The organism is Acinetobacter sp. TAC-1, assembly GCF_029025845.1.
In the GTDB taxonomy this organism is placed as follows: Bacteria; Pseudomonadota; Gammaproteobacteria; order Pseudomonadales; family Moraxellaceae; genus Acinetobacter; species Acinetobacter guillouiae.
The window spans coordinates 38192-63315 of the sequence record NZ_CP118892.1; the positions used below are offsets into that span (position 1 = coordinate 38192).

The following is a 25124-nucleotide window of genomic DNA, read 5'->3' on the forward strand; positions in this document are numbered from 1 at the left end:
GTCGTGATAGAAGAACTTTTACCGTATTATGAAAAGCAATTACAAGAATTTGGACAGCAGTCGCGTGCCTTTGCAGATAAATACCCAAAAATTGCACAACGATTATCTTTAAATCAAGAACAAATTGATGATCCACATATTGAACGCCTGATACAGGCATTTTCTTTAATTGCCGCACGTATTGATAAAAAGTTAGCGGATAGTTACGACATCTTTACACGCTCTTTATTTGAGGTGATGTTTCCTCAATATTTACGCCATTTTCCGGCGTGTTCAGTTGTGAGTTTTGAAGACTTAAACAAACAAAAACAGTTGACAGATGTTCATATTATTCCCAAAGGGACCACTTTAAAATCGAGAAGTTTCAAAGGTGTCCAATGTGAGTTTAATACCAGTGCTGAAGTTAAATTGCTGCCGATCCAACTGGAAAGCCTGAGTTTCCAAACCAATCCTAGTGCACATATTCATTTAAACCAAAATGCGACATTAAATTTAAAATTTGAGTTATTAAACCCTGCTAAAAATTGGTTGAAAAATGAAAAGCTGCCCATTTATTTGGATGCGATTTCAAACTTTCCTTTGCAAGTCTTGGATCATATTTTTCATAAAGAGACCAGTTTTAGTCTTCGTATCAATCATAAAGTTGTAGCGATAAAAAATCCGTTTGAAGTGATGGGCTTTGATGAAAATGAAAGTTTATTGCCGGTTGATCAACATACCCATCATGCTTACCGATTATTAATCGAATATTTCTGCTTTCCTGAAAAGTTTAGTTATTTAAATTTGAATTTAGATTTTTTAAAATTATTAAAAGAAGATAATCTAAGTTTTGAAGTGCAGATCCATTTAAAACTGAATTTAAATGATCAAGCCATTATTCGCAATTATTCAGAATTGAATGTGGCAAATTTTAAGTTATTTACTAGCCCTGTCGTCAATTTGTTTGAGAAACAAGCTGAGCCACAAAAAATCAATCATAAAAACTTAGAATATCCTTTGATGACGGATGCACATCATCCTGAGTTCTATCAAGTGTATTCAATCGTTGAAATGAATTTGATCCGTGAAAAAAGTAACCAAGATCAAGTGGTTTATCCGATTTTACCTTTCTTTGCCATGAGTCATTATCACGGTGACGATATTCAGTTTTTTTATGCATTAAATCCAACCGTTTTACAAAATCAATATGTCGAAACGGGCTATTCGATTATTTCTAAACAATTAGAACCGCACAGTATTAAGTCTGATTTTGTCAGTTGTAAATTGTTATGTTCCAATCGTGAATTACCGCACGAAGCTTTAGGCCAGTCAAATAATGTCTTGAATTTGAATGACAGTACCGTTGCTCGTCGTGCATTGGTGTTAAAAAGACCTACTGCACCGTTCCAATTTGAAAAAAATAAGAATGAACAATGGCGTATTATTTCGCATCTTTCATTAAATACTTTAGCGTTAATGAAGGGTGATGCTGTCAGCCATATTAAAGAATTATTAGAGCTTTATAACCTACCAAAATCTAAAGAAAATCATTTAATTATTGATGCAATTAAAAAAATTGAGTTTGAAATCACCAATAAACTGGTTGAAGCCAAACCCTTTCCAATGTTTGTACGTGGGGTGAAGGTTTTAATGGATGTAGATGTCCAAGTCTTTAGAGGGCATAGCTTATATATTTTCAGCGAATTGATCAGTCATATCTTTAACTTAAAAGTACAGATGAACAGTTTTGTTGACGTTTTTGTTCGAGATTTAAATACAAAACAGGAGTTATACCAATGCGTACAGAACGTTGGTGGCAAGAAGCTTCTGTAATTGATGAGCTTTTTAAAACCCCTACAGCTTTTGAATTTATCCAAACCACACGATTATTTAGACATGCGCCCAATACTGCTGTTTTAAAGAATTGGTCTGACGATTTTCTTTTTGAAAGTTCATTAAATTTGAACTTCCCAAAACATGAAATTGAATTACTCGAACAACAAGATGAAAAAATTCATCTTACCAATTTGATTGTCGGTTTAACTGGTATGCAAGGCGCAATGCCGTATACCTATACCAATAAAGTGAAACAAGCACCGCGTAAACAGCGTGTTGAAGTTCAAAAGTTTTTAGGCTTATTTAATCATAAGCTTACAGCTCAATTTGTTGAAGCCAGTTTAAGTTATAACCTGCCTGTACGTTATGAGGTTGAGAAAGAAAATAATTACTTAGAAATCCTGCATGCATTAAATGGTTATATTCGGACACAACATCAACAGAGTGATTTAGACGATTATTTTGCTGAATTTTCTGGGCTGATGCAGGGGCAAAACAATACAGCCCATGCACTAAAGACAATGCTGACCTGCGTATTCAATCAACACGTTGAAGTCAAAGAATATATTACCGAAAAGTTTAAACTCGGCGATGATCAGAAAACTACTTTGGGAGGCAAGCAGCCTTTTTTGTTAGGTGTAAATACTTTTTGTGGAGAAACGATCCGACAAATTGATGGGAAAATTGAGATTCAAATTGGACCATTGAGCCATGCACAGTATTTAGAATTTTTACCCAAGAAAAAATTGAGTAAGAAGTTAAAGAAAATTCTGCAAAGTTGGTGTAGTCCCACCTTACTTGTCGATCTACGTTTAGTCTTGGCAAAAGAGGAAGTCCAGCCTTTACAACTGAGCTCAACAACACAAATCGGTTTGGCACAAGGTGCTTTTGTGATGCCAAAAACTCAAAGTGACAATGATGAAACCTGTTATGCACTGATTGGAGTGTCATAAGTGATCAAAATAATTTTAGGAACTTTAGTCAGCACAATATTACTGGTTTCGGTAATCGTGGTGTTTTATTGGCGTGATATTAAATATGACCCAAATGGGCAAGATTTTCTGATTTTCTTTGGGGTGATTCCAGCGGCGATTACTTTGTTAATTCTAAGCCCAATGTTGATCAAAAAGATTTATCAAAGCCGCCAAGAGAAGAAAGAACAACAAAGAATTGAGGCAGAACAACGTTCAGAACAACAACAAACCACTGAAGCTAAAGTTGAAGAAAAAATTGAATGGGTAGACTTGAAAGTTTATTCAGCGACAAGTTTAAGTGCCTTAGGCGAAAATGAAGCACAGCTTGATCAGCTTCAAGATGTGGCAAGTCCTGAACTTGATTCGCAATTGGTCAATGGCTATGGCTTACCGATTCTTTCATTCCGTGTTCAAGAGATTGAAGAACCGTTAGAGGATGAGGCATCTAGTCTTTCCAGTCGTCAAAAACGTATAAGTGCATTAATTCAGCAGCAATTAGAACAGAATACTGAAACGTTGTATCAAATTGCAGAGCACCTAAAAAACTCAGCGCTCTTTTATGATGCCAAACTTGCACATGAATATCGTATGCATCCTGCTTGGATTGACCCTCATCGTGACTATGAGGATGAGCCGATAGAACAACAGGTCGCAGAAGCAGTGCCGCGACTTAATCGTTTGAATATCCATGTTATTTTGCCAGAAAACTTATTCCATAGCTGGGATGAAAGTTCAGCTTCAGAGTTGGTTCACCACTATCTTACTGAGCTGGGCATTCTCGATCAGCAATTTGGCACTGAATATCATTATTGGGGTGAGACAACCGCATATAAAGATTGGATTAAGTTGCTGAAAAGAACCCAACTCTTAGATGCTGAGGCATCACTGTTTATTGCAGTAGATTCAGAAATTGATCAAGAAACCATAGATGATCGGACGTGGATGACTGAAAAATATATTCCATCTGAGTATATCAGTACCTGTTGTATGACAAATACCCAGGTCGAATTGCAAAATTTACAAGCAATAAAGTATATTCGAATTGCTTTAAATTCTGATCAGGCATCTAAAACATTAAAAGAGTTGAATTTAGACCAAGCAGAACAGTTTGATCAAGAACAGCCCTTTGTCTTGGTCTTAGACGACCCAGCAGAGATCAAGCTGTTAAAGAAACTTGAACAAAACTTTGCCGAAACAGCGATTGAAGCGCATCATTATCTTTATAGTAAAAATAGCCTAGGCCATACCCAACCCTTAGCCAAAGTTTTTGGTTTTATGTTGAGTTTGCACTTTAAAGATGAGTTGTACGGTTATGTTTATAGTGCTGAACATCAGCAAACCCAAGTGCTTGTTGGGACTGAGTTTGCATAGAACTTACAGATAAATTTAGAAAGAAATAGAGAAAATGATACAAACAATTTTAAGCTATGCATGGCAGTACATCACAAACCCGAAACTGGTGATTGCGCTTTCGATTCTGGTTGCGCTCGTTTCTTCATATAGTGTAGTGCCGCGTCAGTACTTCTTTATGATGGTTGCAGCTTACATTCTTGGATTGGTGATTTACGGCATCTACTGGTTGATCCAGCGCCGTAAACATGCAGAACAAGGTGAAGCATTGGCTGAAGCGATTCAACAAGACACCACTGCTGAATATGGAAAACAAAAAGATAAAGAAGAATTAAATCTGATCAATCAGCAGATGAAAGATTCGATCCAATTGATTCGTAAGTCTAAATTGGGTGATAAAAGTGGTAATGCGGCACTCTATGAGTTGCCTTGGTATATGGTGATTGGTAACCCTGCTGCGGGAAAAAGCTCGGCAATTTACCATTCTGGACTAAAATTTCCCTTTGAAGAGACCCATCAAAAAGTGGTGTCTTCAGGACTCAGTGGTACCCGAAACTGCGATTGGTTTTTCTCAACAGAAGGGGTCTTGCTGGATACAGCTGGTCGATACTCTGTATATTCTGAAGACCATTCAGAATGGTTAGGCTTTTTAAATATTCTGAAAAAGAACCGTTCTAAAGCACCGATCAATGGCTTAATTGTGATTGTTAGTGTGGCTGAGTTGGTCAGTCAAAGCCCTGAAAAATCAATCAAATTGGCGAAAAGTTTAAGAGCGCGTATTCAAGACTTAACTGAACGTTTAGAAATTTTTGCACCTGTTTATTTGGTCTTTTCTAAAATGGATTTGATTGCAGGATTCACTGAATTTTTTGAATGTTATGAATCTGCTGAGTTTGATCAAGTGTGGGGCGCGACCTTACCCTATGATTCTGAATCATCACAGAATGCCGTAGAACATTTCGAGAAGCACTACAATATTTTATATGATGGATTAAAAGGGGTCAGTACCACCCATTTAAGTCGCCGTCATGCGCAAAATATTTCGCCAAGTGTGATGACTTTCCCTCTTGAATTTAAGACCTTAAAACCTGTATTAAAAACGTTTATTGGTACTTTATTTGAAGAAAATCCGTATCAATTTAAACCGGTCTTCCGTGGCTTTTACTTTACCAGTGCTTTACAAGAGGGCGTGATAGAAAGCCCGATGACTGAACAGATTGTTGATGATTTTCAGCTGACTAAAATCCCCAACAGCGAACATGGTATTCCACAAAATTCAATTTCTCAGAATCATGGCTATTTCTTAAAAGGGCTATTTTCAGAAGTCATTCTCAAAGATAAAAACTTAGTCAAACAACATATTAACCCGACCACAAAACGTAAACGTTATTTGGCGTTTATTGCATCATTATTGGGTGTTTCCATCATTTTAGGTCTATGGGTATGGTCTTATCGTAATAACCAACAATTGATTGCAGATGTTCAGGCCGATTTAAATAAAGTTGTGCAAATGGAGCAAACTTCGGGTCAAGAGCTCTCTACCCAAATCGATGCTTTACTGATTTTGCAACAACGTTTAGAGCAATTGGATGATTTTGATCAGCATCGCCCGTTGAAGTTTTCGTTTGGTCTATATCAAGGCAATGACTTAAAAGAAAAATTAAAAGCTGAATATTTAAAAGGTGTGAAACAAATTGTTTTAGCGCCGAGTCAGCAAAACATTGCGCAATATTTACAGCGTGTAAAAGGCAATGAGCAGACACTAAAACAAAATCATGTCAATGTAGAAATTAAACAAGCATCTTCGACACAGATTGCATCAGAACCTTCTGATACCAATCCACAAGATGCCTACAATGCGTTAAAAGCCTATTTGATGATGAGCAATCCACAATATATGGATGCGAGTCATTTAAGTGACCAAGTCACTCGTTTCTGGCGTTCATGGTTAGACACCAATCGTGGACAAATGCCACGTGGCGAAATGATTCAAAAAGCTGAAAAAATATTGAGCTATTCAATGACTTTAGCCAATGATAAGAAGTTTCCAGTGTTAGAGTCTGATGCGCAATTAGTCGATCAAACCCGTCAAGTGTTGCTCTCTGTTGTACGTGGAATGCCAGCACGTGATCGCGTTTATAATGAAATTAAAATGCGTGCGGCTGTTCGATTCCCTGCGGTGACGGTGGCGCAAATTGTCGGTGAAACCAATCGTAATGTCATGCTCGGTGGTTATGCATTGCCTGGTATATTTACCCAAAAAGCATGGGATGAATATGTCGATAAAGCGATTGAAGAAGCTGCGAATAAGCCAACAGATACCAAAGATTGGGTGTTGAATAGTACCCAGTCCGATGATTTAACTTTTAGTGGTAGTCCTGACCAAATTCGTAAACAGTTAACCCAGTTGTATAAGCAAGAATATATAGCTGAATGGAAGAAGTTTATTAATGCTACCCATTATGCGAAAGGTGCTGATTTTGTTCAGCAAGCCAAGGTCATGGATGTGTTGGGTGAGCCACAAAACTCTCCAATCCGTACCTATATTGACCGTGTTGCAAAAGAAACCAGTTGGGATAATCCAGTCGTTCAAGCTGAACTTGCTGCACCACAAACTGGCTTTATTGCTTGGTTTAAGCGTAAAGTTTTAGGTCAAGGTAAAACGGATGATATCCAACGTGCATCTAATCAAGCACAAGGGCAGATTTCTCAACAATTCCAAGTATTCTACCAATTGGTCCGTAAACGTGATGATTTACAGAACAAATCACTGCTGGATGATTATTTACAGAATATGGCGCAAGTCAGAAGTAAGCTGAATGATCTACGCAGTGCAGGTGACTTTGGTCCAAGTGCTTTGGCCTTAGCGAAACTGACCATTAATGATCAAAGTTCAGTTTTCAACACCACTCAAAAAGTCGTCGATGAAAAATTGACGGTTGGTTTGGGTGAGTTGGATCAGCAAATGGTTCAAAAATTGTTGGTGAGTCCATTAACGCAATCTTTTGACAGTTTGTTGACCCCAGCACAGGACGAAATTAATAAACTTTGGACTTTGCAGGCTTTCCAACCGTTTAGCCAAACACTTTCGCAAAAAGTGCCATTTAACTCATCTGGAACGATTCAAGCGACCAGTAGTGAAATTAGTCAAATTTTTGGTGATAACGGCAGCATTTCTAAATTTGTAAAAGAAACCCTTGATCCATTTGTTATCCGTCGTGGTTATACGTTGTCATCGAAGACATGGAAAAACATGGGTATAGGTTTAAATCCTGAATTCGTGATGAATTTTGAGCAATATACCACCCCAATCAATGGTGCTTCTGCGGGAGCAGCAGGTGGTGCTCCAGTTGCAGCCAATCAGTCAAATTTCCAATTCTATCCAATCCCAAACAACAAATTATTGTCCTATACCATTGATATTGATGGGCAGCGTTTGGTTTATGAAAATGGCATCCAGCAATGGGTTAACTTCATGTGGCCAAATCCTGGTGCAATACCGGGAGCACGGATTACGGCAATCGATTTAGATGGACAAACCCATACTATATTTGATGAGCCAGGTGAATACGGCATCAATAAATTAATTGATAGTGCACAACGTAAGTCATTGAATGGAAGCTTTGAAATGACATGGGCAAGCAAACAAAACAGTGATTTGTTTGTGAAACTTCAATTCCGTTTAATTAGTGGTAATGCTTCAAATCCAATTGGTTCTAATCGTGGCTATGTTGGATTAAAACTGGTTGATCGAGTCACAAGCCCTAAAGCACCATTGGTTGTTGCAGCACAGGCAGCGCCTGTTACCGTGAGTGCAAACTCACCAGCGGCTTCACCATTTGGCGGTGCGACTGCACCGACAGCAGCTGCACCTAAGCCTCAGACAACTGCACCAGCAAGCCCAACTGCGGCACCTGCTGGCAATGCGGCAAATGCTGCTGGAAAAGGAGTGGCTCAATGATTAAAGGGAACGATTTGACGCGAGGGATTAAAGTATGCAAACGATAAAGTCTACACCGTTGTATTATGGAAAATGTCCCGCACGTGGTGATTTTCTGAAAACAAAAGGGCAATATTCATTGATTCAAGTGATTGATCAATGGATTACGGAAGCTTTAGAGCTTGCAATGCGAGAAGAAAATTTTAATCAAGCTTATGAATCATTAGCACCTTTAGACTTCTTTATCGCAAACCCTAAGGAAAGAATGTTTCTTGCAGCAAATATGGTGACCAGTGAAGACAGTTCTGGTCGTCAATTTCCAATGGTTTTAAGCCAGTTATTAGAAGTTGATCACCCTTTTCAAAACTTACTCTATGCACCGTTTAAATATAAACCTGTATTGATTGATTTATTTCAAAAAAATCGAAGCATCCGAACCATTCGTGATCCAGAAGTATTGATCAATAAGCTGGGTGAAATTGATCATGAAATACAGGTCTTGCCTGAATTAAAAACGCAGGACTTTTTTGAAAATCATACCATGCATTCATTTGCACAAATGATGAAGATCACGCCGTATGAATTGGCGCAAAGTATGCTGGGTTTGGGCTTATTACTACAGCCTGTGCTTAAACACGGTACCAGTAAGTTATCTAAGGTGCTTATTTTACCGATTAATAATCATAATTATTGCTATGAAATTGCCGCATTTTGGGTCAACTTAATCGGACGTTTTTTAGAAAAAAGTAATACAGAGATCTTAATTGGTATTCTTCACCAAGAGTCTCCAATTTTATTATTTGGATTCCAAGGGGCAGATATCACGGCTTTGAGTAATATTTTCACTCAAAATATGCAAAATGATCATTGGGTATCTTTGGTCAAACCGCTATGGATTGATGCCTATTTGGAACAGAATGCAGGTCTAGCAGCACTTGAACAGTCTTTATGCGAACGTCAATTGAGTCTGGTTCAAGGCATGAAAATTTTTAGACAAACATTTATAGATGAATAATGATATGAAAAATAAACAAGTCAAAATATTGAAAAAATTTGCGCTTATTTCTAGCTTATTTTGTTCATTCAATGTGTTTGCTGCACCGATTGTGGTTGAAGGTGCTGTGCCGAATGACATGACCAAACAAGCAATCTTGGCGAAATTAAAAGCGGTTTATGGCGATGATCAAGTTGTTGATAAAATCCAAATTCGAGCCGTATCCGCACCAAATGGCTGGAGTGATTCGGTTACACGTGTGATTACTCCAGATTTAAAGAAGATTAGCCAAGGTAAACTCTCTGTACGAGGCACACAAGTTGAATTGGTTGGAAAAATGGGTGTGCAAACTGATATTCAGCCAACCACCAGTTTATTCCAATCTTTAGTTCAGCCACCTTATCGATTTAATTCTCAAATTTCAGTGAATGCTGCTGAGCAATCTGTGATTGATAATGCCCTAAAAAATCGAATTATTGAGTTTGAATCTGGCAAAGCTGTACTTACCGCAACAGGTACACAAATCTTAGACGAGATGGTGGTTGCATTAAATAAAGTCCAAGGTAAAAATGTTAAAATTGTGGGACATACTGACAGCCAAGGTAATCCACAGAAGAATCAGGATTTGAGTTTGCAACGTGCTGAAGCGGTGAAGCAGTATTTAACTACGAAAGGCATTGCACCGACTCGTTTAAGCACAGCTGGTCTGGGTTCAACCAAACCGGTTGCTGATAATGCAACTGAAGATGGGCGTAAAAAGAACCGCCGTATTGAGTTCGATGTTTTATAAATTTTTATTCCATAACAAAACAATAAAAGGTAGGCACTATGGCACTTCCATATATCACGTTAGGGTCACCCACGACAGGTGGTGGAAAAATTATTTCTGCACAGTCTTCTTTTCTGATTGATGGTAAAGCGATTGCATGTGTAGGCGATAAGGCGACTTGTCCCAAGCATAAATGTGTCGCCAGCATTGTTGCTGGTGATAATCATATGTTGGTGATGGGAAAGCCCGCTGCACAGCATAATTCACCTTTATCTTGCGGATGTAAATGTATTGGTGACCAGTCATTAACCGTCGGGCAAAATTAAATAGTTCAGCGTATAAAAAAAGCCCCATCATCCTGACGGGGCTTTTTCGTATTGGTTCGCTAGGTAAACTCCTGTTCTACCTCACTTCCTGATGTACAGACCGATTATTATTGTTTTATGTCTGGGAAACTTCCTGTTCCCTATGACTATAGAATAGGGGATTTGCTTCAACTTCCCTAGCCGTCAATGCATGCAAGTGATGTAAGCTAAAGCGTACAATGTGATTTTAGACATTGGCATATTGGATGAGTTTGTTTACCACAGACTTGACTGCTTTATTATCAAACTCATTTCCCTCAAAGGTTTCACTCTTACCACGTTGCCCAATATCTCGCAGTTCAATGACTGCATTAGAGTCAATCATGCCAATAAAAGCACAGACTTGTTTGATTTGATCAATTGAACGTGAACCGTTGGTACCGCCATAACTGACAAAAGCCGAAGGTTTGCTTTGCCATTCTTTATAAACGAAGTCGATGGCATTTTTCAGTACAGGACTATAGCCGTGATTGTATTCTGGGGTAATGAAAATAAACGCATCTCCAGAAGCAATTTTTTTCGCCCATTCTTGCTGTTTGGGCTGATCATAGATTCCTGAGGCGGGTGAATTTTTCCCAGCAAAGAAAGGTAAATCCCATTCTTTTAAATCTACAATTTCAACATTGAGGGTACTAAAATCGAGTTTTTGGATTTCTTTAAGCAACCATTCTGCGACTTTAATGGCAACACGACCTTCTCGAATACTGCCCACGATGATTTGGATATTCATTTATTTTCATCTCTATTTTTTCTATTAAAACATTATGCGCAATCAAGGTCATAGGTACAGTAGTGATTTGTATATGATTTTAAAATTTTGAGTTAACAATAAGATTGATCAGGATTTGAATTTCCATTCTAATAAGTAAAATTTTAATTCTGAATCGATATGAAAGACGACATTGCACTGATTATGGCTTTACCCAATGAATCTAAAGGGTTATTTGAACAAGCAGGTATCACTGTCCATTATAGCGGGATTGGCAAGATTAATGCAGCCTATACGGCATTCGATGTTATTCAAAAAACCGGCTGTAAAATCATACTGAATTTAGGTAGTGCAGGAAGTTCTTTCTTTGATGCCCATGAGTTGATTGAGGTAAAAACCTTTGTGCAACGTGATATGGATGTTTCCCCACTCGGTTTTGATGTGGGCGTTACGCCAATGGATGAGCAGTTTCCACGCGAAATTCATTTAGAATCGTATTTTCGACATTTAGCGCAGGGTGTTTGTGGTACAGGGGATAGTTTTGAAACAGGACAACCCAAAGTGAGCTGTAACTTGGTCGATATGGAAGGCTATGCACTGGCTAAAGTCTGTAAAAAATTAGATGTGCGTTTAGTTTCGATTAAATACATTACAGATGGTGCAAATGACACCGCACATTTAGATTGGGAAGATAATTTATTATTGGGTGCACAAAAGTTGTTAAAACTATATCAGTCTATTTATTAAAGACTTAGTTTGTTTGAGTATTATATAAAGTTTAAAATTGAGTCTTGGCGACCATAGAACTCTATGGCCGTTTGCCAAAATAACCAATAAGTATATTGGATGATTAATTGCGCGGTAACACACCATATAAAGTCATATGGATTGTATGTTCAATTGCGCGTTGACACATACTTTTATTACGCAAAGTTTTACCAGTCACCATTTCGATTTGAGTACTAAAGTCTGCATAATTTTGAGTCAATGCCCAAATATTAATAATCAGCAATTCGGCATCGATTTGATCTGATATTTTACCTTGCGCCTGCCAGTTTAAAATCACTTTAGCTTTGCGTTTAAAGAGCTTTTTAAGCGGGCCTTTGAGGATCGGTAAAATATGTGGTGCGCCTTGAATCACTTCTAACGCGAAAAGTTTTGAAGCTTTAGGCTGAGTTCTAGAGATTTCAATTTTGGTCATGATGTAATGTGACAAAGCTTCTGTCGGTTCCAATTCTGACTCAAGCGACTGCAACGGTGCTAACCATTTCTGCATAACTGTCGTTAGCACTTCAACATATAAGGCTTCTTTATTTTCATAGTAGTAGAAAATATTGGATTTATGCATATCTGCTAATTGAGCGATTTCATCTAGACTTGCGCCGTTGAAACCATAGACAGAAAATACGTCAAGTGCAGCATTGAGCAGCTGCTGGCGTTTTTGAGCACTCTTTTTTTGTTCCATCGCATCTTTAATCGAAAAACTGATTATTAAATTGTACGGTAAAATGTTTGATTTGTGCACAGAAAGCAGCATTATTTTGGTATATTTCTGATAAATAATGATGAAGTTTTATTATTAAGTCGATCGTAGATCCCTATTATCTAATTTTGCACTAAACTGGAGCAAATCTTATTTTAAAATTCTGTCAGTTATGACTTAATATTTAAATTTTGTGACATTTTTTAGTATAAGGTTAATTTTTGAGTTAATTTAAAAATTAGATAATCTTAAATAGCATGATTTAATTTTCATTTAAGAAAACTGACTTGCTTTAAAATACCCAGCTCATTTTTAATCAATAGAAACAGTTGAAAACTTAAACATATTTGTGACAGCGAACATTTTCTATCCGATCAAAATGACAAAATATTCGATTTAATTATTCAAGATCAGCAACATGGTTCCGCAAGGTTGGGGTTTGTTGGCATTTCATAAATGGTTTGCGTTGTAGGTTAAAATTGAGCATGAGACGTATACGTCGTAAAGCATGAATGAGAATAGCGAGACTATTTTCGAGTTTCATAACGAAGACTGAGATAATTTTAGCCACAACCCTGAGCAAGAACAAAGCACTGCTTTGTTTGCAGCGCAAGGCGCAGCGGGGGACTTGTGTGTTTTTTGCCGCTACTTCGTTACCTTGCGAAACGATGTTTCTCATCATTTAGAATGACTAAATTTCGTATTTCGCGCCTAGTATCGACTAAAAAATACACGTAGTCGCAAACATAGACGAATTGCCAGCAAACCCTAATATGTAAAGACAAAAATATTCTGCCCGACAATACCTTGCGTTACCAACAAAAGGGTCTTTTGTTGCTGTTCATGTCGCAAGCACAGCACTGAGTACCTGTTGTTCAAGTTCTGCAAATGCCACACCTTTTTGACGTGGACGTGGTAAATCGACTTGAAACTGTTGTGCAATATGCCCTTTATCCAAAAGAATAATACGATCTGCGAGTTGAACTGCTTCATTAACATCATGGGTAACCAGAATGGTGGTAAAGCCTTGTTCTAACCATAACTTTTCAATTAAATTCTGCATTTCTAGTCGCGTCAATGCATCTAAAGCACCTAAAGGTTCATCCAGTAATAAGACCCGCGGTGTATGTGACAAAGCACGAGCAAGCGCCGTTCGTTGACGTTGTCCACCAGAAAGCTGTGATGGCCAAAGTCCAGATTTCTCCTTTAATCCGACCTTTTCTAATAATTGCTCAGCTTTAGAAAATTGGTTTTTGGCTAGACCCAATTGCACATTTTTTAGGATACTTTTCCATGGCAATAAGCGTGGATCTTGGAACATCACCCGAATATCATCTGCAATGATCCCTTCACGGAAATTTAATAAGGATTTAAATTTGATTTCACCATAACTGGGTTGTTCTAAATCGGCAATTAAACGCAGTAGGGTACTTTTACCACAACCACTACGTCCCACAATTGCAACGAATTCACCAGCTTCAATGTTTAAATCTAAGTCCTCAAGAACTTTAACTTCACCATAATATTTATGCAGTTGTTCGATCGAAATTTCTGCACCAATTTTTGCTTGTTGTTCTTCAACAATCTCGGTTGGTGCCACCAAGTCATTGGCATATTGGCTAATGCTTAAATCGGTCATATCAGACTCCTATTTTTGATAACCTGCGTGCCAACGCAATAGGTATTTTTCTAAAAATTGTGCAAATACATCGGCAAGTTTGCCTAAAAGGGCATACAGCAAGATACCCACTAGCACGATATCTGTTTGTAAAAATTCACGCGCATTCATGGTCATATAACCAATTCCAGATTGTGCGGAAATTGTTTCTGCCACAATCAGCAGTACCCAAACCAACCCCAGTGAAAAGCGTAAACCCACTAAAATTGAAGGCATTGCGCCTGGTAAAATAATGTCTTTATACAATTGCCATCTGCTTAATCCATAGCTTTTTCCCATTTCAATCAATTGAGGATCAACTGAACGAATTCCATGATAGGTATTGATGTAGATCGGGAAAAACACACCGACAGCCACTAAAAAGAGTTTTGCAGACTCATCAATTCCAAACCATAAAATAACCAATGGAATCAGCGCTAATGCTGGAATATTTCGGATCATTTGCAAGGTGGTATCCAATAAGTTGGATGCAACTTTTGATGAACCATTAAGCAGTCCCAAAAATAGACCGAGCCCACCACCAACTAAGAGGCCAAGTAGCGCGCGACCAGCACTGACTTTGACGTGCTGCCAAAGCTCACCGCTGACCAAAAGTGTCCAAAATGCAGAGACTACCGCTGTCGGTGCAGGTAAAACACGGCTTTCAAGCAATCCTGTTTTAGACGCAATTTGCCAAATGACAATCAGTAAAATCGGCACAATCCAAGGCAGCAAACGCTGCCCAATTTGTTTCGTTCCACGTGAAACGGCAGTGCTTTTGGCTGGAGCAGCATTGTTAATTAAGGCATTCATGCAGGCTCCTGTAATGGTTTTTTATTTTCTTCAGGGATGTAGTTATTGGCAACGATTTCGCCAAATGGTCCAGTCAAATTAGGTTGCGTGAGTTTCTTGCGTGTTTCCAACGGCAGTAATGGGAATACCAGTTCAGCAAAGCGAATGGATTCTTCTAAATGTGGGTAGCCTGAGAAAATAAAGGTATTGATGCCTAAATCAGCATATTCTTGGATACGATCTGCAACAGTCTGTGGATCACCAACCAAAGCAGTACCTGCACCACCACGAACGAGTCCAACTCCTGCCCAAAGATTTGGTGATACTTCAAGCTTACTACGATCACCATTATGTAGTTCAGCCATACGGCGCTGACCGACGGAATCCATTTGTTTAAATTTTTTCTGTGCAGCGGCGATCGTCGCATCATCTACATATTGGATCAGTTCATTGGCGGCTTGCCATGCTTGTTCATTGGTCTCGCGAACAATGACATGTAAACGAATACCATAATTAAGTTGACGACCTTTGGCATCGGCTTTCGCTTTCACTACTGCAATTTTTTCTTTGACCGCAGCAGGTGGCTCGCCCCAAGTCAAATAGGTATCAACTTGCTCAGCAGCCAATTCAATCGCATCTTCAGAAGAGCCCCCAAACCAGAGTGGTGGGTAAGGTGCTTGAATCGGAGGATAAAGCAGTTTGGCATCATCTACACTTAAACGTTCGCCATGGAAGGTAAATGATTCACCGGTATGTGAACGTTTTAAAATTTCACGCCAAATCGTGGTGTATTCAGCTGCTGTTTTATAACGTGAAGCGTGGTCTTCGTATACGCCATCACCTTTCAATTCTTGCTCATCACCACCTGTAACGAGGTTGAGTAAAACCCGTCCATTGGATAGACGATCAAAAGTTGCAGCCATACGTGCTGCAAGCGCTGGTGTTGTTACGCCTGGACGTAACGCAACCAAGAATTTTAAATTTTTAGTCGCATCAATCAGGCTCGCAGCAGTAATCCATGGATCTTCACACGAACGTCCCGTGGGAATGAGTACACCTTCATAGCCCAAATTATCCACAGCTACAGCAATTTGTTTCATATAAGCATGGTCCACTTGGCGAGCGCCTTTGCTTGTACCTAAATAACGACTGTCACCGTGAGTAGGAATAAACCAGAAGATTTTCATTTCATTCATCCTTAGAAAAATATTATTTCGCTGTCCAAACGGCTTGTTTGATATCAATGCTGTTTGGAATAATTTTGAGTTCGCTAAAACGATTGGCCAGCTGTTGTTGATCTGCAATCACTTTTGCTGAAAGCGGTGCTGCACCCGAAGGTCTTGGGCGTCGTTCAATAAAAGTTTGACTAACTTTCGGTTTTAAACCAGTGCTTTGCCCGATGGCTTGCGCTGTTGCAACACGATTGGCTTGTACCCATTTATCAGCAGTATTAATTTGCTGGATAATGCCTTTAATAGCTTGAGGATATTTTTTTACAAAATCTGGCGATGCCAAATAGAAGGTATAATTTGGACTTAAACCCTGCCCAGAGGCGAGGATACGCGCTTGATCTTCGACTTGAGCAGAAGCAAAGAATGGGTCCCAAATCGCCCAAGCGTCGACAGCACCTTTTTGAAATGCAGCACGAGCATCCGCAGGGGTTAACCAAATTGGTTGAATGTCTGACCATTGCAAACCAGCTTTACGGACAGCTTGTACCAATAAATAATGCGCACTTGAGCCTTTCTGCAACGCAATACGTTTACCTTTCAACTCATTCAGTTTGGTGATTTTTGAATCTTTAGGCACTAAAATTGCTGAAGCCAACGGCTTGGCTGCTTCATAGGCAATGTAGTACAGCGGTTTATTCGCAGCTTGAGCATATACTGGTGGAGTATCGCCAGTGACACCAACATCCAACGAACCTACAGCAAGAGCTTCTAAAATTTGAGGACCCGCAGGGAATTCATTCCAAGTGATTTTGGCATTTGGGAATTCTTTCTCATACAGCTTTTGTTGTTTGGCGATTGCAAAATTAATAGAACTTTTTTGAAAGCCAATACGTAATTCTTTTACCGTTGGATCGATTGCCCATACAGAGGCTGAACCCAGCATTGCGCTACAGATCAACATCGTGGTCATGGCATGAGTCGTTGCATTGAACCTTGATGCTGTGTTTTGTTGTGCGATTTGCTGGGTCATATTGATGTCCTCTTTAACGGCGCTGTTGGCGAAATTAGTTCGCTAAAACAGCTGCTTGAATGTTGATTTTATTGGGAATGAGTTTTTGTTGATAAAAAGCATCTGCGACAGCTTGCTGTTTCTTTACCACGTCGTTAGAAATTGGAGTCACACCAAAACCCATACGAGAAATTGAGGTATTCAAAATATCAAGCGGTAAGCCTGTCGGTTTTTCTAAGAGTTTTGCTGCATCGGTTTGATGTTGAGACACCCACTGCGTTGTCGTATTCAGTTCATTGACCACAATTTTTAAAACATCAGGATGTTGTTCAGCAAACTTACGATCAGCCAAATAGAATTGATGGTTGTTGACCAAGTTTTGACCTGTCGCAATGACTTTGGCATTGAGTTGTTTTTCTGCAGCAGCAAAGAACGGATCCCAAATGACCCAAGCATCTACAGCACCTTTTTCAAAGGCAGCACGTGCATCAGCTGGAGGTAGGTAGACCACTTGAATATCATCAAGTTTTAAATGATTTGCTTCTAAAACTTTGAGTAAAAGATAATGTACATTTGAACCTTTATTCAAAACTACACGCTTACCTTTTAAATCTTGGACTGATTGAATGGCTGAATCTTTTGGCACAATTAAGGCTTCAGCCAAAGGTGCAGCAGGTTGATTGGCAACATAGACCAGATTTGAGTTTGCAGCTTGGGCGAAAATAGGCGGTGCTTCCCCAGATTCACCAAAGGCGACACTACCGACATTTAAACCTTCTAGCAGTTGAGGACCAGCAGGGAATTCAACCCATTTCACATTTACCCCTTTTTCCTTTAAGGCTTTATCTAAGTCGCCACGTGCTTTGATAATGGGCAAGACCCCATATTTTTGAAAACCGATATTTAAGGTTGTGGTTTCTTGTGGTTTTGAGCATCCAGTAAGCATCATGATGGTGGCAAGGCTAGCACTCATAAGGGTGATTTTTTTCCACGAAGGTTGAAATAAGCTCGCCATGAGTCACGATGCTCCTATAAAGTCAGAAAAAGGCATGAGCATCAGCTTAAAAGGCTTTGTATTTTCAAAAAAATAAGTTTTTAGTGATTGCTAATGAAAAAAAAAGATAAATAATTAACTGCTAAGCTTAGCTATAAATGAGAAATATAAAGTGGATATTCTATAAAAATATAATGTTATAAGAATTTGAAAATTATGATGTTATTTGTATTATTCAATCGCCATATATAGATTCCACCCTCAAGAATAAGAAAATATTCTGCTTGATGGAATCTATAGCGATAAGCTTAGCAGCAAATGTGATAATTGATTGAGAATAAAAAAATTCATCAATTTTAAGCAATTGATTTTTTAAACACCATCGAATTACGTTGATAGTTATACAGCGCTTGTCGCGCTTCGGGTAAATCATCAACATTGGCCAGTTCAAATCCATGCTCTAAGAACCAGTGTGCGGTTCGCGTGGTTAATACAAACAGTTGTTGAATACCCAATTGACGTGCATTTTCTTCTAGGAAATGCAAAATTTGGCTACCACGATTAGATTTGCGATAGCTTGGGTGTACGGCTACACAAGCAATTTCGGCCGATTGCACTTCATTGTCTGTTGATGGAATCGGGTAGAGCGCTGCACAGGCGAGAATTGTTCCATCTCGCTCAATGACGGCAAACTTTTCGATTTCATTTTCTAAACGTTCACGTGAGCGATAGACTAAAATACCTTCATCTTCTAGAGGGCGTAATAGATTAATCAAACCGCCAACATCACCAATATTTGCCATACGAACTTCTTCATAATGGGCATCGGTGATCATGGTGCCATGTCCATCACGGGTGAAGAGCTCTTTAATCAATGCACCATCATCGCTATAGGAAAGCAGATGAACGCGATTTACGCCTTTTAGTGAGGCTTCTTTTGCATTGTGCAAATGCAAAGCGATTTCAAAATTTGAATCTTGGTATTTTTCAATATGCTTATCGAGTTGCTGCGGGGTAATTTCACGTCTCAATTGCCCATATTCATCCATTAAGCCTTGTTGATTGCCTAAAAAAATCAATTTATCGGCTTTGATATGAATGGCCGTTTTTGTCGCAACTTCTTCTGCAAGTAAGTTAAATACTTCACCCGTGGTGGAATACCCTGTAGGGCCAAGTAACACAATATTTTGATTGCCTAAATGGCCTTGAATGGCTTCAGTATCAATCGTGCGGACTTCGCCAGTGAGTTGGAAATCGACACCATCACGAATGCCATAGGGCTTTGCTGTGACAAAATTACCTGAGACCACATCAATGCGTGCGCCAAACATGGGTGAATTGGCAAGCCCCATAGACAATAATGCTTCGATTTGTAGACGAATCGAACCAACGGCACTCATAACACAAGGCAGCGATTCACGTGTGGTGACACGACGATTGATATGGATCGGGCTTTGAATTTTATTGTGAAGCAAGTTGGCCGTAATTTGCGGGCGAGCGCCGTGGACTAAAATGAGTCGTATGCCCAATGAATGCAGTAGCGCAATATCATGAATAATATGCTGAAAATTTTCATGTTCAACAGCTTCACCACCAAACATCAATACAAAAGTTTTACCACGATGGGCATTGATATAGGGTGCAGAGTGACGAAACCAATGCACGTATTCTTGCGTTGTGCTTTGTATTGTTTCTAAACTGTCGGTTTGCATGCCTATCTCAGTATTGATGATTGCGATACAGCGATTCTAAACAAAAATAGTGCAAGAATAATAGGGTCTGCTGACAATTCGTCTATGTTTGCGACTATGCGGTTTTTTAGGTGATACGAGGCACGAAATACGAAATTTAGTCATTCTAAATGAGTAGATCGTAACGAAGTAGCGGCAAAAAAACACGCTAGTCCTGAAAGGTTGTAGCTAAAATTATCTCAGTCTGCGTTATGAAACTCGAAAATAGTCTCGCTATTCCCTTCGTTTCCTGCCTTGCCTGCTCAATTTTATTCTACAACGCAAGCCATTTATGAAATGTCAACAGACCCTAATCAATAAAAAAAGCACTCGAACGTGGGAGGACGAGTGCAAAAGGGTCATATGAGTGTTGCGATTCAGATTAGATTATTGAGTTAAAAACCAAATATTTTAAGGATTACTGTTCATTGAAATGACATAATCTAATCTTTTAATTTTGAACAATTTACTGAGGATATTTGCCTTTTTAGCTAATTCAATAATTAACCAGTTCAGATTCAATCTAATCGTAAAATATAGAGAAACTATGGAGATATAAATGAAAGTGTGTAGTTTATTTATTTGCCCAATCAATTAGATTTTAATCATATTCTCAAAATGTGAAAAAACCCAAGCTGAGTTGGGTTTAAAAGTTAAAATATAGACATTAACCAATCACACGAATAATACGATTATTTCGCTCATTTACCAGCACATAATCACCATTTACTTTATACCATTGCTGATATCTTCCAGGTTTAGGTAACTGGCGGTAGTTTTTATAATTGACATGATAACGCGACGAATTGAATTGAGTCGGGAAGTATTGCCCAGAGCGCCAGCGCTGACTCGAATTTACTCGGTTGTCATAATGGTTGTTGTTATTCCAACGATTGTCATATTTATGATCCCAATGGTTTTGTTGATAGCGATTGTGATCATTTCGATGATAATCATGCGGTGCAGCCATCGCAGACGTTGCAATCAGCGCACTCATCGATAAAGCCAGTGTCGTTAAGATATTTTTCATTTGATTCACCTGAATTGAACTTTTGTCCTTTGATCTAATCAAATTACTCAATAATTTGAGATAAACGGTGAGCAAGATTTAGGTGAATTGTGAAATGTATGAAGACTTGATGAAGAGACCCATTGGGTTTTTTCTTTTCATAAATAAAAAAGCCCAAAAAAGAATTTGGGCTGTAAATATTGTAGTTTGGATATTATCGAATCACACGGATAATATGATGGTTGCGTTCATTAACCAGTACATAACGACCATCTACTTTATACCAGCGTTCAAATTTAGCCGGTTGATGCAGGTTTTTGTATGCACGATAATCATTTACGTAATAGCGATTGTCATGGTAACGATCAGGTAAAATGACACCTTCTCGCCATTCAAATTTTTCATGTGATGCAACAGGGCGATGATTTTGACCATGATCCCAGTCAGCCATTGCTGAAGTAGCAACTAAGGCACTGAGTGATAATGTGATTGCGCTTAGAACTTTTCTCATTTGAATCGACCTTTTCAGACGGATGCTTTATCCGATCATTCAAATTACAATTTAAGTTAAGATAAAAAATGGAGAAATATCATCTAATTGTCAATTTTATGGAGGTTTCTAGCGTTTTTTAAAAACAGATTGTAAAAGCTGAAATTTAGACAAAAAAAAGCTCAAACAAAAAGGTGTTTGAGCCTATGAAACCAAAATATTTAAAAACTACATTCCTCGGATATTCACAATATTATTATTGTCTGAGTCGACCAAGATATAGTCATTGTTAATCTTATACCACTGTTGATTACGTGAAGGTTTTGGAAGATTTTCTTCTTTATAATCAACTTTATAACTATTACCACGATAATGCTGTGGCATTACATAACCCATTTGCCATTTGTGCTGTTGCAAACGTTTTACACCACGTTCTTCACGTTCACGACGTTGTTCTTGAATGTTGTCATCGTCATTACCACGATCACGATGATTGCGTCCACGATCTCCACGGTCACTTTTGCCACGATCAAAACCATTGTCATCGTCAAAATGAGGACCTGCACTGCTGATCTGAGCCGTCAACAGCGTTGATAAAGAGATGGCGATGATCGCTAAAATCTTTTTCATAATCGTCCTCGCTTATTCAATATGTTTATTTTGACCTCACTACTGTACTGCTAAATTGCAGAGAAACTGTGAAGAAAGTTCAGTTTTTCATTTAAAATGACAGACATAATAAAAACATATTTATGTAAAAGTGAAAAGGGTTATTGCAAAGCTTTGAGCTGTAATGCATCGCAGCAAATTTTTTTTAGCGGAATATGTGACTAAAAAATGTAAATATTTATGAAAATAAACTTGTATGCAGGCTTAGAGAGATGACCCCGCTATAAATTGAGCCTGAATGATTAATACCACTGCTGATTCATCTGCTTTAAACAATTGATTGCTTTGATCATCTCTTTAGCTTGATGGGCATCATCTAAGGCCTGAATAAACTGATTTGGGAGCTGTAATTGTTCGATAGAACGAATCATCTCTACTTTATGTTTTAAATCTTTCATAAAAAAACGCCTCAAATTGATCTGCTTAACTTGAGTACCACTATAGAGTAAGCGTTGTTATTTAAGAAACTGAATAAAATTATCATTTTTATTGGGTAAAACGATTTTTATATGGGCTTTTATTAAATTTTTATTTTGACTCTATGACCAATATTTTAAATGACAGAATCCCTTATGATTTTCTCCACACTTCGAAAAGTGTGGAGAAAGAGAGATGTCAATAGACCCTAATCTTGTGCGTCGATACTCTCACCATTCAACGCAAGGCTATCATCTCCCATAAGGTAGAGATAAGCAGGCATGATGGCTTCAGGTGATGGTAAAACCTTTGGATCCTCATCAGGATAAGCTTTGGCACGCATAGCGGTACGGGTCCCACCTGGGTTGATACAGTTATAACGAATATTTGGATAAGTATTTTCTTTGGCAAATATTTTACTAACCGCTTCAATCGCAATCTTTGAAACTGAGTAAGCGCCCCATTGCGCACGTGCTTCGCGTCCTACACCAGAGCTGGCGAAAACGACTGATGCATTTTCAGATTTTTCCAGTAAAGGCAGTAATTCTTGGGTGAGCACAAAGGGTGCACGTAAATTCACCGCCATAACATCATCCCAGACTTCTTCTGGATAATGTGCCAACTCAACACGCTCGCCTAAGATTCCGGCATTATGCAAAATACCATCTAAGCGGCCAAATTGTTGCTCTAGAGTATCGACGAGCAGTTCATAGTCACGTGAAGAGGCAGTAGAAAGCTGCAAAGGAAGAATGGCGGGTTGCGGGGCACCAAGTGATTCAATTTCATCATAAATGACTTCAAGTTTATTGAGCGTGCGACCATGTAACACGACTGTTGCGCCGTGTAAGGCGTAGCTGAGCGCAGCTGCACGTCCAATACCGTCTCCCGCACCCGTAATGAGGATAATTTTATCCTTCAATAAATCTGGGCGAGGTTGATATTCTGAATACTTCATGGGAGACCTCCTATAGTTGTTATGATGTCATTTAGGCTTTAGACGCAATGTCGTTACCCGATTAAACAATGTTTCTCATCATTTAGAATGATTAAATTTTATATGTCTTACTTTGCCTTGTTAGAAAAGTACTGCTTCTCGTAAAGCAAGTCGAAGTGCCAACAGCGCTATCTTCTATATAAAAACATTGAAACATCATATTCAAGATGTTTCAGTGTTATTTATCATGTTGTTGGGTAAATTGAATGATTTTCTTGGACTTCAACTATTCACAAGTTTTCGAATAACTTGATGTAATTCATCGACATTCTCTACGATACAGTCGGCTTGCCAAGCATTTAAATCATCTTTGTACTGTAATGGTAAATAACCATATGCTGCGAGGATTGTATACATTTGCGCATTACGTCCTGCATCAATATCTCGCGGATGATCACCGACATAGATACATTGTTCAGGTGCAATCTCAATTTGCTTTGCCGCCAGATACATTGGCTCAGGATCTGGTTTGGTCTGAGCGACATCTTCAGGGCAGACCAGAACAGCGCAACGTTGTGTGAGGTTCAATGCGTTCAATAATGATTCACTTAACCAACGTGGTTTATTGGTCACAATACCCCAAGGGATCTGTTGACTTTCTAACTCTGCCAAAAGTGGATACATACCCGCAAACAGATCTGTGTCTACAGCAATGTCATCACCATACTGATCTAAAAAGCGTTGGCGATGCGCTAAAAAGACTGGATCATCCACTTCAAGTTCTGGATAAACCAGTTTTACCATTGCACGAGCGCCTTCAGACACCTGAGTGCGGATCAAATCCGCATCAACCACTGCACGTCCTTCTTCTTGACACATATTTTGAATAATACGGATAAAATCCGCAGCCGTATCAATCAGTGTCCCGTCTAAATCAAAAAGAACAGCTTGCATCAAACACCTTCATTCACAGTATAAACCATGTAATTCACATCAACATTGGGCGCAAGCCAATAATGTTTTGTGAGTGGGTTGTAGTGTAAGCCAGTCATATCTTTAAGTTTTAAGCCTGAGTTACGAATGTCATCTGCAAGTTCAGACGGTTTAATAAATTTATGATAATCATGAGTGCCTTTTTTCAATAAACGTAATACATATTCCGCACCAATAATTGCGAATAAATAAGACTTAGGATTACGGTTAATTGTTGAGAAAAACACATGACCATTTGGTTTAACTAACTTTTGACACGCTTGGATGATAGATGCTGGGTCAGGAACGTGTTCCAACATTTCCATGCATGTAACAATATCGTATTGTCCTGCTTGTTCTTCTGCGAGTTGTTCCACAGGAACTTGGCGATATTCAATATTTTGAACATTTTCCTGTTCAGCGTGTAAGCGAGCCACATTCAATGGTGCTGCACCCATGTCGATACCTAAAACATCGGCACCACGACGTGCCATACTTTCAGCCAAAATCCCGCCGCCACAGCCCACATCAAGAATTTTTTTGCCTGTAAGACCATTGGCATGTTCATCAACCCAATTTAAACGCAGTGGATTGATTTGATGTAAAGGTCTGAACTCAGAGTGTTGATCCCACCATAAGGCAGCAAGTGCTTCAAATTTAGCAATTTCCTGTGGATCAACATTAAGTTGCGACATGCCGGGCACCTCTAAGTAAATTGTTTTAATCAAAAATTAAGTTCAGTTATGCTAGTGTTTGTTAACACTTCGTCTATTTATGAAATATCAACAGACCCTAGTGTAACCATAAATCCAGAAAAAGCGATGAATCGTGTAAAAAACTTCACAGAAGGAAAACGATTTTCCCATATTTGTTTTATAGT

The 25124-nt window shown here is 38.8% G+C and carries 23 protein-coding genes; 8 read left to right on the plus strand and 15 right to left on the minus strand.

What is annotated here, in order from left to right; genetic code table 11:
- Window positions 1-3 precede the first annotated feature (3 nt).
- The 7 genes from tssF to PYV58_RS00195 are packed head-to-tail and all read left to right on the plus strand — an operon-like array spanning window position 4 to window position 10168.
- The gene (gene tssF / locus PYV58_RS00165) at window positions 4-1812 is read left to right on the plus strand and encodes a type VI secretion system baseplate subunit TssF (RefSeq protein WP_034617195.1); all 1809 of its coding nucleotides are present in this window, start codon (window positions 4-6) and stop codon (window positions 1810-1812) included.
- The gene (gene tssG / locus PYV58_RS00170; protein ID WP_034617199.1) at window positions 1776-2768 is read left to right on the plus strand and encodes a type VI secretion system baseplate subunit TssG; all 993 of its coding nucleotides are present in this window, start codon (window positions 1776-1778) and stop codon (window positions 2766-2768) included. The genes tssF and tssG overlap by 37 nt, the downstream gene beginning before the upstream one ends.
- Window positions 2769-4160 carry a hypothetical protein gene (locus tag PYV58_RS00175; RefSeq protein ID WP_034617202.1) on the plus strand — a complete coding sequence of 464 codons (1392 nt, stop codon included), beginning with the start codon at window positions 2769-2771 and terminating at the stop codon, window positions 4158-4160.
- A 37-nt stretch (window positions 4161-4197) separates the two neighbouring features.
- Entirely contained in the window at window positions 4198-8100 is a 3903-nt protein-coding gene (gene tssM / locus PYV58_RS00180; RefSeq protein ID WP_259192033.1) for a type VI secretion system membrane subunit TssM, read from the plus strand.
- Between the two features lie 34 nt (window positions 8101-8134).
- Entirely contained in the window at window positions 8135-9094 is a 960-nt protein-coding gene (gene tagF / locus PYV58_RS00185; protein WP_004823596.1) for a type VI secretion system-associated protein TagF, read from the plus strand.
- A complete protein-coding gene (locus tag PYV58_RS00190) occupies window positions 9087-9863 on the plus strand; it encodes an OmpA family protein (protein WP_004723550.1) in 777 nt (258 codons plus the stop codon). Before tagF ends, PYV58_RS00190 begins: the two co-directional genes overlap by 8 nt.
- A 38-nt stretch (window positions 9864-9901) precedes the next feature.
- On the plus strand, window positions 9902-10168 hold the full coding sequence (locus PYV58_RS00195) for a PAAR domain-containing protein (protein ID WP_004723549.1): 267 nt from the start codon (window positions 9902-9904) through the stop codon (window positions 10166-10168).
- Between the two features lie 226 nt (window positions 10169-10394).
- Here the strand turns inward: PYV58_RS00195 and PYV58_RS00200 are convergent, their stop codons facing one another.
- Window positions 10395-10937, minus strand: a complete 543-nt coding sequence (locus PYV58_RS00200) for an NAD(P)H-dependent oxidoreductase (protein WP_034617210.1) — start codon at window positions 10935-10937, stop codon at window positions 10395-10397.
- A gap of 159 nt (window positions 10938-11096) precedes the next feature.
- Here PYV58_RS00200 and PYV58_RS00205 point away from each other — a divergent pair, with 159 nt between their 5' ends.
- Complete coding sequence (locus tag PYV58_RS00205; RefSeq protein WP_034617213.1) at window positions 11097-11663, plus strand: 5'-nucleosidase; 567 nt, start codon at window positions 11097-11099, stop codon at window positions 11661-11663.
- Window positions 11664-11766: 103 nt separating this feature from the next.
- Here the strand turns inward: PYV58_RS00205 and PYV58_RS00210 are convergent, their stop codons facing one another.
- The 14 genes from PYV58_RS00210 to ubiG all read right to left on the minus strand — a co-directional run bounded on the left by PYV58_RS00210 (window position 11767) and on the right by ubiG (window position 24939).
- Window positions 11767-12381 (minus strand): TetR/AcrR family transcriptional regulator, encoded by a 615-nt coding sequence (locus tag PYV58_RS00210; protein ID WP_016539535.1) that lies wholly within the window; start codon window positions 12379-12381, stop codon window positions 11767-11769.
- Between the two features lie 859 nt (window positions 12382-13240).
- On the minus strand, window positions 13241-14038 hold the full coding sequence (locus PYV58_RS00215) for an ATP-binding cassette domain-containing protein (protein WP_034618290.1): 798 nt from the start codon (window positions 14036-14038) through the stop codon (window positions 13241-13243).
- 9 nt (window positions 14039-14047) lie between these two features.
- Complete coding sequence (ssuC, locus tag PYV58_RS00220) at window positions 14048-14869, minus strand: aliphatic sulfonate ABC transporter permease SsuC (RefSeq protein WP_004723544.1); 822 nt, start codon at window positions 14867-14869, stop codon at window positions 14048-14050.
- Window positions 14866-16035 carry an FMNH2-dependent alkanesulfonate monooxygenase gene (ssuD, locus tag PYV58_RS00225; RefSeq protein WP_034618291.1) on the minus strand — a complete coding sequence of 390 codons (1170 nt, stop codon included), beginning with the start codon at window positions 16033-16035 and terminating at the stop codon, window positions 14866-14868. The genes ssuC and ssuD overlap by 4 nt, the downstream gene beginning before the upstream one ends.
- Before the next feature lie 22 nt (window positions 16036-16057).
- On the minus strand, window positions 16058-16990 hold the full coding sequence (locus PYV58_RS00230; RefSeq protein WP_227504294.1) for a sulfonate ABC transporter substrate-binding protein: 933 nt from the start codon (window positions 16988-16990) through the stop codon (window positions 16058-16060).
- Between the two features lie 94 nt (window positions 16991-17084).
- On the minus strand, window positions 17085-18044 hold the full coding sequence (locus tag PYV58_RS00235) for a sulfonate ABC transporter substrate-binding protein (protein WP_004823603.1): 960 nt from the start codon (window positions 18042-18044) through the stop codon (window positions 17085-17087).
- 335 nt (window positions 18045-18379) lie between these two features.
- Complete coding sequence (gene argA / locus PYV58_RS00240; protein ID WP_034618293.1) at window positions 18380-19735, minus strand: amino-acid N-acetyltransferase; 1356 nt, start codon at window positions 19733-19735, stop codon at window positions 18380-18382.
- A gap of 685 nt (window positions 19736-20420) precedes the next feature.
- Complete coding sequence (locus PYV58_RS00245) at window positions 20421-20783, minus strand: RcnB family protein (protein ID WP_004823605.1); 363 nt, start codon at window positions 20781-20783, stop codon at window positions 20421-20423.
- 193 nt (window positions 20784-20976) lie between these two features.
- Complete coding sequence (locus PYV58_RS00250; protein WP_004723538.1) at window positions 20977-21273, minus strand: RcnB family protein; 297 nt, start codon at window positions 21271-21273, stop codon at window positions 20977-20979.
- A 207-nt stretch (window positions 21274-21480) separates the two neighbouring features.
- Complete coding sequence (locus PYV58_RS00255) at window positions 21481-21882, minus strand: RcnB family protein (RefSeq protein WP_034614751.1); 402 nt, start codon at window positions 21880-21882, stop codon at window positions 21481-21483.
- Between the two features lie 281 nt (window positions 21883-22163).
- The gene (locus PYV58_RS00260) at window positions 22164-22319 is read right to left on the minus strand and encodes a hypothetical protein (RefSeq protein WP_167468963.1); all 156 of its coding nucleotides are present in this window, start codon (window positions 22317-22319) and stop codon (window positions 22164-22166) included.
- Between the two features lie 227 nt (window positions 22320-22546).
- Complete coding sequence (locus tag PYV58_RS00265) at window positions 22547-23293, minus strand: YciK family oxidoreductase (protein WP_004723535.1); 747 nt, start codon at window positions 23291-23293, stop codon at window positions 22547-22549.
- A 261-nt stretch (window positions 23294-23554) separates the two neighbouring features.
- Window positions 23555-24229, minus strand: a complete 675-nt coding sequence (locus tag PYV58_RS00270) for an HAD-IA family hydrolase (RefSeq protein ID WP_171077781.1) — start codon at window positions 24227-24229, stop codon at window positions 23555-23557.
- The gene (gene ubiG / locus PYV58_RS00275; protein ID WP_004723533.1) at window positions 24226-24939 is read right to left on the minus strand and encodes a bifunctional 2-polyprenyl-6-hydroxyphenol methylase/3-demethylubiquinol 3-O-methyltransferase UbiG; all 714 of its coding nucleotides are present in this window, start codon (window positions 24937-24939) and stop codon (window positions 24226-24228) included. Before ubiG ends, PYV58_RS00270 begins: the two co-directional genes overlap by 4 nt.
- Between the last annotated feature and the right edge of the window lie 185 nt (window positions 24940-25124).